14 protein-coding genes are annotated in these 15,395 nt (G+C 74.7%); 11 read left to right on the plus strand and 3 right to left on the minus strand.

The window, feature by feature from the left end; all coding sequences use genetic code 11:
- The first annotated feature begins 9 nt into the window (after positions 1–9).
- The 9 genes from uvrC to ECOMGDLI_RS29110 all read left to right on the plus strand — a co-directional run bounded on the left by uvrC (position 10) and on the right by ECOMGDLI_RS29110 (position 9,342).
- Positions 10–2,070: an excinuclease ABC subunit UvrC gene (gene uvrC / locus ECOMGDLI_RS29070; RefSeq protein WP_088320330.1), complete on the plus strand. Its 2,061-nt coding sequence runs from the start codon at positions 10–12 to the stop codon at positions 2,068–2,070.
- A gap of 85 nt (positions 2,071–2,155) precedes the next feature.
- On the plus strand, positions 2,156–3,034 hold the full coding sequence (gene rapZ, locus ECOMGDLI_RS29075; RefSeq protein ID WP_233153668.1) for an RNase adapter RapZ: 879 nt from the start codon (positions 2,156–2,158) through the stop codon (positions 3,032–3,034).
- Positions 2,923–4,005, plus strand: a complete 1,083-nt coding sequence (gene yvcK, locus ECOMGDLI_RS29080) for a uridine diphosphate-N-acetylglucosamine-binding protein YvcK (RefSeq protein ID WP_369812806.1) — start codon at positions 2,923–2,925, stop codon at positions 4,003–4,005. The genes rapZ and yvcK overlap by 112 nt, the downstream gene beginning before the upstream one ends.
- 121 nt (positions 4,006–4,126) lie before the next feature.
- Positions 4,127–5,107: a DNA-binding protein WhiA gene (gene whiA, locus ECOMGDLI_RS29085; protein ID WP_088290801.1), complete on the plus strand. Its 981-nt coding sequence runs from the start codon at positions 4,127–4,129 to the stop codon at positions 5,105–5,107.
- Positions 5,108–5,300: 193 nt separating this feature from the next.
- Positions 5,301–6,305 carry a type I glyceraldehyde-3-phosphate dehydrogenase gene (gap, locus tag ECOMGDLI_RS29090; RefSeq protein WP_088320333.1) on the plus strand — a complete coding sequence of 335 codons (1,005 nt, stop codon included), beginning with the start codon at positions 5,301–5,303 and terminating at the stop codon, positions 6,303–6,305.
- A 139-nt stretch (positions 6,306–6,444) separates the two neighbouring features.
- Positions 6,445–7,635, plus strand: a complete 1,191-nt coding sequence (gene pgk, locus ECOMGDLI_RS29095; RefSeq protein ID WP_088320334.1) for a phosphoglycerate kinase — start codon at positions 6,445–6,447, stop codon at positions 7,633–7,635.
- A gap of 27 nt (positions 7,636–7,662) precedes the next feature.
- Positions 7,663–8,433, plus strand: a complete 771-nt coding sequence (gene tpiA, locus ECOMGDLI_RS29100; RefSeq protein WP_198955288.1) for a triose-phosphate isomerase — start codon at positions 7,663–7,665, stop codon at positions 8,431–8,433.
- 145 nt (positions 8,434–8,578) lie between these two features.
- Positions 8,579–8,821 carry a preprotein translocase subunit SecG gene (secG, locus tag ECOMGDLI_RS29105; protein ID WP_088320336.1) on the plus strand — a complete coding sequence of 81 codons (243 nt, stop codon included), beginning with the start codon at positions 8,579–8,581 and terminating at the stop codon, positions 8,819–8,821.
- A gap of 170 nt (positions 8,822–8,991) precedes the next feature.
- A complete protein-coding gene (locus ECOMGDLI_RS29110) occupies positions 8,992–9,342 on the plus strand; it encodes an RNA polymerase-binding protein RbpA (RefSeq protein ID WP_088290806.1) in 351 nt (116 codons plus the stop codon).
- Positions 9,343–9,448: 106 nt separating this feature from the next.
- Here ECOMGDLI_RS29110 and ECOMGDLI_RS29115 read toward each other — a convergent pair whose 3' ends face one another.
- From ECOMGDLI_RS29115 to ECOMGDLI_RS29125, 3 genes are read right to left on the minus strand one after another with little or no spacing between them, the layout of a single operon-like run.
- The gene (locus tag ECOMGDLI_RS29115; RefSeq protein ID WP_088320337.1) at positions 9,449–10,165 is read right to left on the minus strand and encodes a DUF4386 family protein; all 717 of its coding nucleotides are present in this window, start codon (positions 10,163–10,165) and stop codon (positions 9,449–9,451) included.
- 46 nt (positions 10,166–10,211) lie between these two features.
- Complete coding sequence (locus ECOMGDLI_RS29120) at positions 10,212–11,165, minus strand: NAD-dependent epimerase/dehydratase family protein (protein ID WP_088320338.1); 954 nt, start codon at positions 11,163–11,165, stop codon at positions 10,212–10,214.
- A 49-nt stretch (positions 11,166–11,214) separates the two neighbouring features.
- The gene (locus ECOMGDLI_RS29125; RefSeq protein ID WP_088320339.1) at positions 11,215–11,802 is read right to left on the minus strand and encodes a hypothetical protein; all 588 of its coding nucleotides are present in this window, start codon (positions 11,800–11,802) and stop codon (positions 11,215–11,217) included.
- Between the two features lie 64 nt (positions 11,803–11,866).
- Between ECOMGDLI_RS29125 and ECOMGDLI_RS35000 the strand changes: the two genes are divergently transcribed.
- Complete coding sequence (locus ECOMGDLI_RS35000) at positions 11,867–12,187, plus strand: hypothetical protein (RefSeq protein ID WP_158221203.1); 321 nt, start codon at positions 11,867–11,869, stop codon at positions 12,185–12,187.
- Between the two features lie 54 nt (positions 12,188–12,241).
- On the plus strand, positions 12,242–15,385 hold the full coding sequence (locus ECOMGDLI_RS29135) for a BTAD domain-containing putative transcriptional regulator (RefSeq protein WP_088320354.1): 3,144 nt from the start codon (positions 12,242–12,244) through the stop codon (positions 15,383–15,385).
- Positions 15,386–15,395: the final 10 nt, after the last annotated feature.

Below are 15,395 nucleotides of genomic sequence, written 5' to 3' on the forward strand. Positions count from 1 at the left end.
GCTCGGTCCGTGGCCGATCCCTCGACGTACCGCCCGAAGACGGGAGAGATCCCGGAGTCGCCGGGCGTCTACCGCTTCCGGGACTCGTCGGGCCGCGTCATCTACGTCGGCAAGGCGAAGAGCCTGCGGCAGCGGCTCAACTCCTACTTCGCCGACATCGCCTCGCTGCACCCGCGCACCCAGACGATGGTGACGACGGCGGCGGGCGTGGAGTGGACGACGGTCACCACCGAGGTCGAGGCGCTCCAGCTCGAGTACGCCTGGATCAAGGAGTTCGACCCGCGCTTCAACGTCAAGTACCGCGACGACAAGTCGTACCCGTACCTCGCCGTGACGATGGGGGAGGCCTACCCGCGGGTGCAGGTCATGCGCGGCGCCAAGCGCAAGGGCACCCGCTACTTCGGGCCCTACGCGCACGCCTGGGCGATCCGCGAGACCGTCGACCTGCTGCTGCGGGTCTTCCCGGTGCGCACGTGCAGCGCCGGGGTCTTCCGCCGGGCAGGCCAGGTCGGCCGCCCCTGCCTGCTCGGGTACATCGACAAGTGCTCCGCGCCGTGCGTCGGCCGGGTCAGCGAGGAGGAGCACCGCGAGCTCGCCGAGGACTTCTGCGACTTCATGGCGGGCCAGACGCAGCGCTTCGTCCGCCGGATCGAGCAGCAGATGAAGGCCGCGGCGTCCGAGCTGGAGTACGAGCGCGCGGCCCGGCTGCGCGACGACCTCCAGGCCCTGCGGCGGGCCCTCGAGAAGAGCGCGGTCGTGCTGCCGGACGGCACGGACGCCGACGTCTTCGGGCTCTCCGAGGACGACCTCGAGGCCGCCGTGCAGGTGTTCCACGTCCGGGACGGCAGGGTCCGCGGCCAGCGCGGCTGGGTCGTCGAGAAGGTCGAGGACGTGACGACCGCCGACCTCGTCGAGCAGCTCCTGCTCCAGGTCTACGGCGACGTCGGCGGTGACGGCGTCCCGCGCGAGGTGCTCGTGCCCGTGGAGCCGCCGGACCGGGTCGAGATCGAGGAGCTGCTCTCCGAGCAGCGCGGCTCGCGGGTCGTCGTCCGGGTCCCGCAGCGCGGTGACAAGAAGTCCCTCGCCGAGACGGTCGGCCGCAACGCCGGCCAGGCCCTCACCCTGCACAAGACCCGGCGCGCGGGGGACCTCACGACCCGCTCGAAGGCGCTCGCCGAGATCCAGGACGCGCTCGGCCTCCCGGAGGCCCCGCTGCGCATCGAGTGCTACGACGTCTCGAACATCCAGGGCACCCACGTCGTCGCGTCGATGGTCGTGTTCGAGGACGGCCTGCCGCGCAAGGGCGAGTACCGCCGCTTCACCGTCCGCGGGGTCGACGGGCAGGACGACGTCGCGTCGATCCACGAGGTCATCACCCGCCGCTTCCGCCGCTACCTCGAGGACAAGGAGAACGCCGGCCTCGACCTCGGCGACGGCGGCGCGGACGACGACCTGCCCGGCGGCGTACCCGGCGCGGAGGGCGGGATCCAGCTGCCGCAGCCGCGCGACGAAGTCGACGAGGGCGAGGAGCGCCGGCGCAGGGCGGCGTCCCCGATCGACCCCGACACCGGGCGCCCGCGGCGCTTCGCGTACTCCCCGAACCTCGTCGTCGTCGACGGCGGCCCGCCGCAGGTCGCCGCCGCGGCCCGGGCGATGGCCGAGCTCGGCATCGACGACGTCGCCCTGTGCGGCCTCGCGAAGCGGCTCGAGGAGGTCTGGGTCCCGGCGGACGAGGACCCGCTCGTCCTGCCGCGTACGAGCGAGGGCCTCTACCTGCTCCAGCGGGTCCGTGACGAGGCGCACCGGTTCGCGATCACGCACCACCGGCAGAAGCGCAGCAAGGCGATGACGGTGAGCGTCCTCGACGAGGTGCCGGGCCTGGGGCCCGCGCGCAAGAAGGCGCTGCTGCGGGCGTTCGGCTCCGTGAAGCGGCTGCGCGCCGCGAGCGCCGAGGAGATCGCCTCGGTCCAGGGCATCGGTCCCTCGGTGGCCGCGGCGGTCGTCGCCGCCCTCGGCGAGCAGACCGCGGAGCCGGCGGTCGACATGGCCACCGGTGAGATCATCGACTGACCTCGCGGGGGCGCGGGCAGGCGACGGAGACGACACAGGGGCCCGGGATGCAGGCAGCGGCCCGGGCGACCAGGAGGGGCACGACGTGAGTGGGGCCGACGACGGACGAGAGCTGCTCGTCATCACAGGGATGTCCGGCGCGGGCCGGTCGACGGCGGGGGCGGTGCTCGAGGACCTCGGCTGGTACGTCGTCGACAACCTGCCGCCGCAGATGCTCAGCACGCTCGTCGACCTGACGACGACACCGACGACGAACGACGTGCACCAGCTCGCGGTGACGATCGACGTCCGCGGGCGCTCGTTCTTCGCCGCGCTGCAGACCGCGCTCGCGGCGCTCGGCGACCGCGGGGTCAAGACCCGGCTGCTCTTCCTCGACGCCGCCGACGACTCGCTCGTGCGCCGGTTCGAGTCGGTGCGCCGGCCGCACCCGCTCCAGGGCGAGGGCCGGCTGCTCGACGGCATCACCAAGGAGCGCGAGATCCTCGGCGGGCTGCGCGGCACCGCGGACATCGTGCTCGACACCTCGCACCTCAACGTCCACCAGCTCTCCGCGAAGATCGCCGAGGCGTTCGGGGACGGCGCCGGGCCGGCGCTGCGGGTCACCGTGATGTCGTTCGGGTTCAAGTACGGCCTGCCGCTCGACGCCGACCACGTCGCCGACGTCCGCTTCCTGCCGAACCCCTTCTGGGTCCCGGAGCTGCGCGGGCACACCGGCCTCGACGCCCCGGTCAGCGAGTTCGTGCTCGCCCAGGAGGGCGCCGTGACGTGGCTCGACGCGTACGTGGCCGCGCTGCGGCCGGTGCTCGCCGGCTACACCCGGGAGAACAAGCGCTACGCGACCCTCGCCATCGGCTGCACGGGCGGCAAGCACCGCTCCGTCGCGATGAGCGAGCAGCTCGCCGAGCGGCTGCGCAGCGACGTGCTGTCGGCGACCACCGTCCACCGCGACCTCGGTCGCGAGTAGGGAGCCCCGCGTCCATGGCTGGACCTTCGGTCGTCGCCCTCGGCGGCGGGCACGGTCTCGCGGCCTCGCTGTCCGCCCTGCGGCACGTCACCGACCGGCTCACCGGCGTCGTGACGGTCGCGGACGACGGCGGGTCGTCGGGCCGGCTGCGCCGCGAGCTCGGCGTCCTGCCGCCCGGCGACCTGCGGATGGCGCTGTCGGCGCTCTGCGACGACGGCGAGTGGGGCCGGCTGTGGCGCGACGTCCTCCAGCACCGGTTCGCGAGCGCCGGGGCGCTGCACCAGCACGCGATGGGGAACCTGCTCATCGTCACGCTGTGGGAGCTCCTCGGGGACACCGTCGAGGGGCTGGACTGGGTCGGGCGGCTGCTCGGCGCCCGCGGCCGGGTGCTGCCGATGGCGGCCGTCCCGCTCGACATCGAGGCGACGGTGCGCGGCGCCGACCCGGCCGACCCGGACGGGGTCGTCACGGTCCGCGGGCAGGTCGCCGTCGCGACGACCCCCGGGGACGTCGTCGCGCTCCGGCTCGTGCCCGAGCAGCCGCCCGCGTGCCCGGAGGCGCTCGACGCGATCATGGAGGCGGACTGGGTCGTCCTCGGGCCCGGGTCGTGGTTCACCAGCGTCCTGCCCCACCTGCTCGTCCCGGAGCTGTCCGCGGCGCTGCACGAGACCCGCGCCCGGCGCTGCGTGACCATGAACCTCGCGACCCAGGCGGGGGAGACCGAGGGGTTCTCCTCCGAGGCGCACCTGGAGGTCCTCGCGGCGCACGCCCCGGAGCTGCGGATCGACGCCGTCCTCGCCGATCCGTCGTCCGTCGAGGACCCGGGTACGCTCTCGGACGTCGCGGGCACGCTCGGAGCGCGGCTCCTCATGCGTCAGGTGTCCCTGGGGGACGGCACCCCGCGGCACGACCCCTTGCGTCTCGCGGCCGCCTACCGCGACGTGTTCGACGCCGTCCTCGGAGATGTGTGAAACCCCGCATGGTCGATCTTCGTCCCGTACGGTCAGTCCTCGTGACTGTCCGCAATCAGATGAACACAGAAATTCGACCTCCCGCACACGCGCGGAGGAACGCGATGGCAGGATGTGGCGCATGGCTCTGACGGCGCTGGTGAAGGACGAGCTCAGCCGCCTCCAGGTGACGAAGCCCTGCTGCCGCAAGGCAGAGGTGTCCGCGACGCTGCGGTTCGCAGGCGGTCTGCACATCGTGAGCGGGCGGATCGTCGTGGAGGCGGAGCTCGACACGGGCAATGCGGCCCGACGGCTGAGGCGGGACATCGCCGAGGTCTTCGGGCACACGAGTGACGTCATCGTGCTGGCGCCGGGCGGGCTGCGACGCGGCAGCCGCTACGTGGTGCGGGTGGTGCGGGACGGCGAGAGCCTCGCGCGGCAGACCGGGCTGCTCGACGCCCGCGGCCGCCCGGTGCGCGGTCTGCCCCCGCAGGTCGTCTCGGGCGCGACGTGCGACGCCGAGGCCGCCTGGCGCGGCGCGTTCCTCGCGCACGGCTCGCTCACCGAGCCGGGCCGCTCGAGCGCCCTCGAGGTGACCTGCCCCGGCCCGGAGGCCGCCCTGGCCCTCGTCGGTGCCGCCCGCCGGCTGTCGATCCAGTCCAAGGCCCGCGAGGTCCGCGGCGTCGACCGGGTCGTCATCCGGGACGGCGACACGATCGGCGCGATGCTGACCCGGCTCGGCGCGCACGACGCCGTCCTCGCGTGGGAGGAGCGGCGGATGCGCCGCGAGGTCCGCGCCACGGCGAACCGGCTCGCGAACTTCGACGACGCGAACCTGCGCCGCTCGGCGCGCGCCGCCGTCGCGGCCGGGGCCCGGGTCGAGCGCGCGATGGAGATCCTCGGCGAGGACATCCCGGACCACCTCAAGGCGGCCGGCACGCTGCGCCTGGAGCACAAGCAGGCCAGCCTCGAGGAGCTCGGGCAGCTCGCGGACCCGCCGATGACCAAGGACGCCGTCGCGGGCCGGATCCGCCGGCTCCTCGCGATGGCGGACAAGCGCGCCCACGACCTCGGCGTCCCCGGCACGGAGGCCAACCTCACGCCGGACATGCTGGACGCCTGAGCCGCCGGCCCGGCCCCACCACATCGGGGGGCGCCGGGCAGGGACCATCGGGCCGCGCCGTGACACGAGCGTGCGGTTGGGTGATACCTGGCGGTAACGAATAGGGTTGCCGTGGCCGTACGACGGCGTACGGGACTCATCATCCGTAGATTCGCGCCGGGCGCTGCCCCGGCGCGCCAGGGAGGGCTCCTCCGTGACCGTTCGGGTTGGCATCAACGGCTTCGGCCGTATCGGCCGCAACTACTTCCGTGCGCTGCTGGCGTCCGGGGCCGACGTCGAGGTGGTCGGCGTCAACGACCTCACCGACAACAAGACGCTCGCGCACCTCCTCAAGTACGACTCGATCCTCGGCCGCCTCGGCAAGGACGTCGCGTACACCGAGGACTCGATCTCGGTCGGCGGCAAGAGCTTCAAGGCGCTCGCCGAGCGCGACCCGGGCGCCCTGCCCTGGGGCGACCTCGGTGCGGACGTCGTCATCGAGTCGACGGGCCACTTCACCGACGCCGACAAGGCGAAGGCGCACATCGCGGCCGGCGCGAAGAAGGTCATCATCTCCGCCCCGGCGAAGAACGAGGACTTCACGGTCGTCATGGGCATCAACGACGGCGACTACGACCCGGCCAAGCACAACATCATCTCCAACGCGTCGTGCACGACGAACTGCCTCGCGCCGATGGCGAAGGTGCTCCTCGAGGAGTTCGGGATCGTCAAGGGCCTCATGACGACGATCCACGCGTACACGAACGACCAGGTCATCCTCGACTTCCCGCACAAGGACCTGCGTCGTGCGCGGGCCGCCGCGACGAACATCATCCCGACGACGACGGGTGCCGCCCGGGCCATCGCCCTGGTCATCCCCGAGCTCAAGGGCAAGCTCGACGGCTTCGCGATGCGCGTCCCGGTCCCGACCGGCTCGGCGACCGACCTCACGGTCGAGCTCGGCCGCGAGACGACCAAGGACGAGGTGAACGCGGCGTTCAAGAAGGCCGCCGAGGGCTCGCTCAATGGCTACCTCGAGTACACCGAGGACCCGATCGTCTCCAGCGACATCGTCACCTCGCCCGCGTCGTGCACGTTCGACGCCGGCCTGACGACCGTCCAGGGCAACCAGGCGAAGATCGTCGGCTGGTACGACAACGAGTGGGGCTACTCGAACCGCCTCGTCGACCTCACCACGGTCGTCGGCGGCTCGCTCTGACGGTGGCCTGACTCCGTCAGACCCCTGTCGCGAGAACACATCGCTGCCGCCCGCCCGGCCGCTGCCGTCCGGTGAGAGACCACCCTTACCGGACGGTGCGGCCGGGCGCGCGGCATGCCCAGACCGCGGGAGCGCGTGCATGAAGACCATCGACGACCTGGGCGACCTGCGCGGCAAGCGCGTCCTCGTCCGGTCCGACCTCAACGTCCCGCTCGACGGGACGACGATCACGGACGACGGCCGCATCCGCGCGTCCGTCCCCACGATCAAGAAGCTCTCCGACGCCGGCGCCAAGGTCGTCGTCGTCGCGCACCTCGGCCGCCCCAAGGGCGCGCCGGAGGACAAGTACTCGCTGCGGCCGGTCGTCGCGCGGATGTCGGAGCTGCTCGGCAAGGACGTCGCGTTCGCGACCGACACGGTCGGCGACTCGGCGAAGGCCGTCGTCGCCGGGCTCGCCGACGGCGACGTCGCGATCCTCGAGAACATCCGCTTCAACGCGGGCGAGACGAGCAAGGACGAGGCCGAGCGCGGCGCGTTCGCCGACGAGCTCGCGGCCCTCGCGGACGTGTTCGTCAGCGACGGGTTCGGCGTCGTCCACCGCAAGCAGGCCAGCGTCTACGACGTCGCGAAGCGGCTGCCGCACGCGATGGGCGGGCTCGTGCTCGCCGAGGTCGAGGTGCTCAAGCGCCTCACCGTCGACCCGGCGCGGCCGTACGCCGTCGTCCTCGGCGGCTCGAAGGTCTCCGACAAGCTCGGCGTCATCGACAACCTCATCGGCAAGGCCGACCGGCTGCTCATCGGCGGGGCCATGGTCTTCACGTTCCTCGCCGCCCAGGGCAACCCGATCGGCACCAGCCGGGTCGAGGCCGACCAGATCGACACCGTCAAGGGCTACCTCGCGGCGGCCGCCGAGCGCGGCGTCGAGGTCGTCCTGCCGGTCGACATCGTCGTGGCGGCGGAGTTCTCCGCCGACGCGGCCCCCGAGGTCGTCGCGGCCGACGCGATCCCGGACGGCACGATGGGCCTCGACATCGGCCCGGAGAGCGGTGCGCTCTTCGCCGCGAAGCTCGCCGACGCGAAGACCGTGTTCTGGAACGGCCCGATGGGCGTCTTCGAGTGGGAGGCGTACAGCGCCGGCACCCGTGCCGTCGCCCAGGCCCTCACCGAGGTCGACGGGCTCACCGTCGTCGGCGGCGGCGACTCCGCCGCGGCCGTCCGGACGCTGGGCTTCGAGGAGAAGGCGTTCGGGCACATCTCGACCGGCGGCGGCGCGTCGCTGGAGTACCTGGAGGGCAAGACCCTCCCCGGCATCGACGTCCTGGAGGACTGAGCCGTGGCCACGAGCCGCACCCCGCTGATGGCGGGCAACTGGAAGATGAACCTCGACCACCAGCAGGCCACGCACCTGGTGCAGAAGCTCGCCTGGTCGCTCGACGACGCCAAGCACGACTACGGCCAGGTCGAGGTCGCGGTCATCCCGCCGTACACCGACATCCGCTCGGTGCAGACCCTCGTCGACGGCGACAAGCTCGGCCTCAAGTACGGCGCGCAGGACCTCTCCGCGCACGACTCGGGCGCGTACACGGGCGAGATCTCCGGCGCGTTCCTCGCCAAGCTCGGCTGCTCGTACGTCGTCGTCGGGCACAGCGAGCGCCGGCAGTACCACGCCGAGACCGACGAGGTCGTCAACGCCAAGGTCAAGGCGGCGTACCGGCACGGCCTCACGCCGATCTTCTGCGTCGGCGAGGGCCTGGACGTCCGCAAGGAGGGCCGGCACGTCGAGCACACGCTCGCGCAGGTCGAGGGCGGCCTGGCGGGCGTCAGCGCCGAGCAGGCGGCCTCGGTCGTCGTCGCCTACGAGCCCGTGTGGGCGATCGGCACAGGCGAGGTGGCCACCCCGAAGGACGCGCAGGAGGTCTGCGGGGCGATCCGGGCCAAGCTGGCCGAGCTGTACTCGGCGGACCTCGCGGCCGGCGTCCGGGTGCTTTACGGCGGCTCGGTCAAGGCGAACAACGTCGCGGCGATCATGGCCGAGGCGGACGTCGACGGTGCCCTCGTCGGCGGTGCGGCGATCGACCCGGCGGAGTTCGCGTCCATCGCGCGCTACCGCAGCCACGTGACGGCCTGATCAGGCCGTCCGCGCACGACGCGGGGCTGGCGATCCGCGGGGCGTGTCACGGCACGCCCCGCGGATCGCTTACCCTGAGTGCACCGAGGCGACGGCGTCATCGCCGCGTCGGACACGCCCTCCCGCACGAGAGACGAGATCACCCGTGACAGCGGTCCGCATCACCCTCCAGGTGCTGCTGGTCATCACCAGCGCGTTCCTGATCCTGCTCATCCTGCTCCACAAGGGGCGGGGCGGCGGTCTGTCGGACATGTTCGGCGGCGGGGTCTCCAGCAACCTCGGCAGCTCCGGCGTGGCGGAGCGCAACCTCAACCGCTTCACGATCGCGGTGTCGCTCGTCTGGTCGACGGTCGTGATCCTGCTCGGGGTCCTCGAGCGCTTCAACTGAACCGGCGCCGGAGGCTCCCCGGGTACCGGGTGGTAACCCGGCGGAACGTGCCCCCAGCGGGGCGTGGATGACGTAGAAACGTAGACAAGAGCACAGCACGTGGCCAGGCCGGAGTTCCGGGAGCGGCCGACGGCACGTGTCCGGTACGTCGAACAGCAGGAGGACAAGCGGTGGCCAGTGGCAACGCGATCCGCGGGAGCCGGGTCGGCGCGGGCCCGATGGGCGAGGCCGAGCGAGGGGATACCGCCCCGCGGTTCCGGATCTCGTACTGGTGCGCCAACGGGCACGAGACGATGCCCAGCTTCTCCGAGGAGGCCGGCGTCCAGCCGCCCGAGATCTGGGACTGCCCGCGCTGCGGCTTCCCTGCCGGCCAGGACCAGGTGAACCCGCCCTCGCCGCCCCGCAACGAGCCGTACAAGACGCACCTCGCGTACGTGAAGGAGCGTCGCTCGGACGCCGACGGCGCGGCGATCCTCGAGGAGGCGCTCGAGTCCCTGCGCCGCCGCCGGCTCATCGTCTGAGCAGGGCGCCACGCCGCAGCGCGCAGAGCATCGCGAAGGCCCCGCCGACACACCGTGTCGGCGGGGCCTTCCGCATCCCGGTCGGCGCACGGAGCTCAGACGGACCTCAGACGGACTCGTCGGTGCGCCACAGGACGACGGCGAGCGCGAGCAGCCACAGGCACCAGCCGACGTAGCCGGCGAAGTTCGTCAGGCTCGCCAGGTGGACGCCGAGCGGCACGAGCACACCGGTCGCGATGAGCCCGGCGCAGACGAGCCCGAGCCCGGCCATCCACCGCGGGGCGAGCGCGCGGACGACGGTCGCGGACGCCAGCGCGGTGAACGCCGCTGTGAGCGCGTACCCCACGGTCTCGCCGACGACCGTGCCGAGCCACAGGTGGAGCTGCTCGAACCGGGCGTGGGCGACCGCCGTCCGGGCGGGGTCGAGGGCGTCGGCGCTGACGCCGGGGACGAGGAGCACCCACCGGGAGAGCCCGACGACCTGGACGGCGGCCGCCGCGGACGCGAGCCCGGCGAGCCAGCGGCCGGTACGGCCTCCGGTCGTCCTGCCGAGCAGGATCCCGGTCGGGGCAAGAAGCGCGGCGCCGACGGCGAGGGCACCGAACCAGGCCATGACGGCGCCCTGCTGGGCCCGGAAGGCGTCGAGGATCTCGGCGGTGGGGGACTGGAGGACCTGCGGGTACTCGAAGACGGAGCCGAGTGCGGTGAAGCCGGCGACGGCCAGGAGCGCCGCGGCGGACATGGTCGCGGCGGCGAGGCGCAGGCGCGCGCGGTCGGTGGCGAGGACGGTGGTCGCGGCGGAGGATCGGGCGACGGTGGACATGGCTGCCTCTCGTGGGGGGGTCGGTGGTGCTCGTGGGGGAGGTCGGTCAGGAGCGGACGGCGGCGGCGGACGTCGCACCGTCGCGGTACCAGGCGGTCGTCGTGGCGAGCGCCTCGTCGAGGTCGGTCGCCGATTGGCCGAAGGCCGCGCGGAAGCGGCTGTCGTCGACGACCCACCGGTCGGTGAACTGGTAGAGCGTGTGCCGGTACTCGCCGAGCCCGGGCCTCACGAGGCCGAGCAGCCGCAGCGTCGTGCTGCCCGCGGCGAACAGGCGCGGACGCCGTCCGGCCAGGGCGTAGACCTGCGCGACGATCTCGCGGGTCGTCCGCGCCGGGGCGACGGGCAGGTGCCAGACGCTGCCCGGGGCCTGCGGGTGCAGCGCCAGGGTGACGAGCCCGGCGGCGACGTCCGGGGTGTACGAGTAGCTGTGCGGCGTGTCCGGGTCGCCCATGACCTGGGCGGTGCGGCCGGCGACCGCGGTGCCGAAGACGGTCTCGCCGAGCGCGGAGCGGGTGGCCCCCGGCCCGAAGTAGTCCGAGGCGCGGCCGATCGCGACCTCCGCCTGCCCGTCGGCGTGCGCCCGGAGCAGCTCCTCCGTCATCGCGGCGCGGGTCGCGGCCTTGGCCGACGAGGGGTTCGCCGGCAGCGTCTCGACGAGGTCGCGGCCACCGGTCGGGCCGTAGGCGTAGAGGTTCTCGAGGACGACGAGGCGGGCCCCGGTGGCCCGGGCGGCGGCGAGCACGCCGCGCTGGAGCGGGGGGAACTCCTGCGCCCAGGTCGCGTAGCCGCCGGCGTTGAGGCAGAAGTGGACGACGTCGGCGCCGCGGCTCACCCGGGTCGTGAAGTCCGGGTCGGTGGCGTCGCCGCCGACGACCTCGGCACCGGGGACCGTGCCGCGGCCGTCGCGGTTGACGGCGCGGACGTCGATGCCGCGACGGACGAGGGTCCCGGCGACGAGCCGGCCGATCTGGCCGGTGCCGAAGACGACGTGACGGGTCATGGCGGGTCTCCAGGTGCTCGGGGTCGGGAGGGACGGGGCAGGGTCAGGGTCAGACGGGGATGCTGCGGCGGCGCAGGGCGAGGGGGAGGACGACGGTCAGGACCGCGACGAGGAGGGCTCCGCTGGAGCCGAACACCGTGAACTGCTCGTCGACGTCGACGCCCACCGCCGTCGTGACGGCCCAGCCGACGGCCCAGGCCGCGGCGACAACGAAAGGCCAGACGAGCGCCGGCCGGCCGAGGACCGCGACGAGCGCCGTGGTCTGGGCGGTGCCGACGGCGAGCCCGCACAGTGCGCCCTGGGTCACGAGCGCGGCAGGCGTCGTCGCGTAGCCGACGGCGGCGGCGCCGGCCACCAGGCCCGCGCCGAAGCCGAGGGACGTCGCGACCGCCCAGCGGACGGCGGCCGTGCCGGTCAGCGCGAGGCCCCACGCCTGGACGAGCCCGAGCACGACCCCCGTGAGCAGCCCCCCGAGGCCGGCAGCCGGCACCGAGTCGACGGGCCCGACGAGGAGGCTCGCCGGCAGGCCGCCGAGCGGGAACCCGGCGAAGGTGACGACCCAGCGGGCGGCGACCCGGCGCGGGGTGCGGCCGGCGCGGTCGGCGGGCCGGGCGTACGAGGTCGTGGGTGCGGTCATCGCGGGCTCCTGGGAGGCGGGGGGGGTGCCGCGCGGCGATCCACGCGGCGAGGGCGTTGTCGGGGTGGTCGGCGAGGTGGTCCCGGACGAGCGCGTCGAGCAGGTCGCGGTCGCCGGCGACGGCCGCGGCGGCGATCGCCACGAGCTGTCGGTCCCGCGTGGTCGTCGCGTGGGTGGTGGCCCGGGCGAGCAGGTCGTGCGGGTCCGGCGCCACGAGGGCGGCGGCGACGAGGACCGCGGGGGACCGGTCGGTCTCGGCGCGGACCAGGACGGCACCCCGCGCCGCGGGGTCGCCGCCGACGAGGCGGTCGAGGAGGTGCTTCGTGTCGTCGGGCATGGGTCGAGACTCGGCCGGGGCGCTGACGGTGCGCTGACGACCGGCTGACGGCGCGGCTGCCGGGGCTGACGCCGTCGCGGGGTGCCGCGTACGCTCGCGCTGGTGTGGACCGTCGCCGTCCTGGGACCCGTGGAGGTCCGGCGCGACGACGAGCCGGTCGTCCTCCCCGCGGGGCGGACGACCGAGGTGCTCGTCCGGCTCGCGCTCGACGTCGGCCGGGTCGTCCGGACCGAGCGGCTCCTCGAGGACGTCTGGGCGCAGGACGCCGCGACGACCGGCCGGAACACGTTGCAGTCCAAGGTGTCCCAGCTGCGCCGGGCGCTCGGTGCGCCCGAGGCGGTGGTCGCGGCGAACGGCGGCTACCGGCTCGCCGTCGACCCCGCGGCCGTGGACGCGCAACGCGTCGTCGGGCTCGCGGCGGCGGCCGGGGCGGCCGCGCGGGCGGGCGACCCGCGGGCCGCGCTCGAGGCCGCGGCGCAGGGTCTCGCACTCTTCCGCGGCGAGGTGCTCATGGACGCCGGGGACGGCGCCTGGCTGCAGCCGCACCGGGCGCGACTCGAGGAGCTGCGGCTCGGGCTGCTCGAGGACGACCTCGCGGCCCGGGTGGCCCTCGGGGCCGGCGGCGACGTGGTCGGCCGCGCCGAGGCCCTCGTCGAGGAGCACCCGCTGCGGGAGCGGCTGTGGGCCGCCCTCGTCACCGCGCTCTACCGGTCGGGCCGCCAGGCCGACGCCCTCGCGGCGTACGCCAGGGTGCGCAGGCTCCTCGCCGACGAGCTGGGTCTGGAGCCCGGCCCCGAGCTGCGGCTGCTCGAGGAGCAGGTCCTGCAGCAGAGCCCGGACCTGGCCCCGACCGGTGCACGAGCCACTGCGGGAGCCCGCGCGCCGGCCGGTGCGGGGCCGTCGGCCGGCCCGTCCGTCACCGTCCCGTCCGCGGCCGTGCCGGCGCCCGGGAACCTGCCCGGGCTGTCGACCGCCCTGGTGGGCCGCGCGCCCGACGTGGCCGACCTGAGAGGGCTGCTCACGGTCTCCCGGCTCGTCACCGTCGTCGGGCCGGCCGGGGTCGGCAAGTCGCGGGTCGCGCTCGAGGTGGCCCGCTCGCTCTCACCGGCCGGCGGGGTCTGGCTCGTGCGGCTCGACGCGGCCGACCGGACGTCGTCCGTCGGCCGGCTGGTCGCCGAGACGCTGCAGGTCGCCGGTGGGGAGCCGATGCTCAGCGCGCGGCTGCGCGAGGCTCCCACGACCCTGCTGCTCGACGGCTGCGAGCACCTCGTGGACGACGTCGCGGCGCTCGTGCCCCGCCTCCTCGACGCGGCGCCCGGTCTCGTCGTCCTCACGACGAGCCAGGTGCCGCTCGGGCTCGACGGCGAGGAGGTGCACGTCCTCGACCCGCTGTCCGTCGAGGACTCGGTCGCGCTCTTCGCCGCCCGCGCGTCCCGGCTGCGGCGCGGGTTCGTGCTCGACGGGTCGACGACGCAGGCGGTCGAGCACCTGTGCCGGAGCCTGGACGGTCTGCCGCTCGCCATCGAGCTCGCCGCGGCCCGGGTGCGGTCGCTGTCGGTGCAGGAGATCGGCCGCCGGCTCGACGACCGGTTCGGGCTGCTCCGCGACCCGACCGGCCGCGGCCCGGACCGCCGCCGGGCGCTGTCGGCCGCCATCGGCTGGAGCTACGACCTGCTCTTCCCGGACGACCAGCGCGGGCTCTGGGCGCTCGCCTGCTTCAGCGGCGGTGCGCCGCTGGCCGCCGCCGAGCACGTCCTCGCGGCCCTCGACGTCCCGGAGGGGGCGGCCGTCGACGTCGTCGCCCGGCTCGCCGAGCGCAGCCTCGTCGGGGTCGACGTGGACCCGGCCGGCGCCGTCCGGTACCGGCTGCTCGACAGCATCCGCGCCTACGCGCTCGAGCGGCTGCACGCGTCGGGGGCGGCCGACGCCGCGCTGTCCGCCCACGCGGGCTGGTTCGCCCAGGAGGCCGAGCGCTGCGGGCAGGTCGTGCGCGGACCCGGCCAGGCCGGATGCGTCCGGTTCGCGCTCGCCGAGCGCGCGAACGTCGACGCGGCCCTGGCCTGGACGGCGCGGCACGAGCCGGTGACCGGGCTGCGCACCGTGCTCGGCCTGGGCTGGGTCTGGGTGGTCCTCGGCGACGGGGTCGCCGGTGCCCGGCGGGTCCGGGACGCCCTCGCCGCCGCGGCGGTCGCGGCACCGGACGACCGTGCCCGCGCCCTGCTCACGGCGTCCTGGCTGGAGGCCTCGGCGGGCAACGTGGAGCAGGGTGAGGCGGACCTGCTCGACGCGCTCGCGCTCGCCGCCCCGTCCGACGACCGGCTGCGTGCCGACGCCCGCCGGCACGAGGCCTTCCTGCGCATCCAGCAGGGGCGTCCGGCCGAGGTCCTCGCCGCCGCGCGGGACGCGACGGCGACCTACCGCGGCCGTGGCACCGACGAGCAGCCCGAGCACGGCAGCCCGTGGGACGTCGGCGCAGCGCTCCTGCTCGAGGCGTACGGGTCGCTCGTGCTCGGAGACGTGGACGGCGCCGCCCGTTGCGCGACGACGGCGGTCCGGCTGCTCCGGCCCTCGGGCGACCCGTGGGGGCTCGTCCACGCCGACGGGATCCTCGCCGTGGTCGCCCAGGCGCAGCACCGGCTCGACGACGCGGCGCAGGCGCTGACCCGGGCGGCCGACCGGTCGCAGCGGCTGGGGTTCCTCGGGCAGGCGGCGCTGCACCTCACCCGGCTGGGCCGGGTGCAGCACCGGGCGGGCCGCACGGACGAGGCCGCCGCGACGTTCGACCGCGCGACCGAGGCGGCCCGCACCGCCGCCGACCTCCGGATGCGTGCGACCGCCCTGACGCAGCTCGGCCGGCTGCGCCGCGCCGTGCGTGACGTCGAGGGCGCGCGCACGGTGCTCGACGAGGCCGACAGCTGGTACCGCGGTGCGGGCGCCGGCGAGGGCGCCCTGCTCGCCCGGTGCCTGCTCCTGTGCGTGACGGCCGACGCGGCGGCCGGACGCGACGACGACGTGGCGCACGGGCTCGCCGAGGTGCTGGCGGCGGCGCTCGACGCGGGCGACGGCGAGACCGCGACGCTGGCCCGGGACCGCCTGGCGAGGCTGGCGGCGGACGACGGCGACACGGGCGCGGCGGCTGACCTGCTCCGGGCCGCGGACGCGACGGCGGCCCAGGTGGCGCACCTGCTCGACGCCTCGGACCGGCTCGACGCCAGGGCCGTGAGGACGGCCCTCGGTCTCCTGTGACGCAGGCCGG

It is taken from the genome of Kineosporia sp. R_H_3 (assembly GCF_002198675.1).
GTDB lineage: Bacteria > Actinomycetota > Actinomycetes > Actinomycetales > Kineosporiaceae > R-H-3.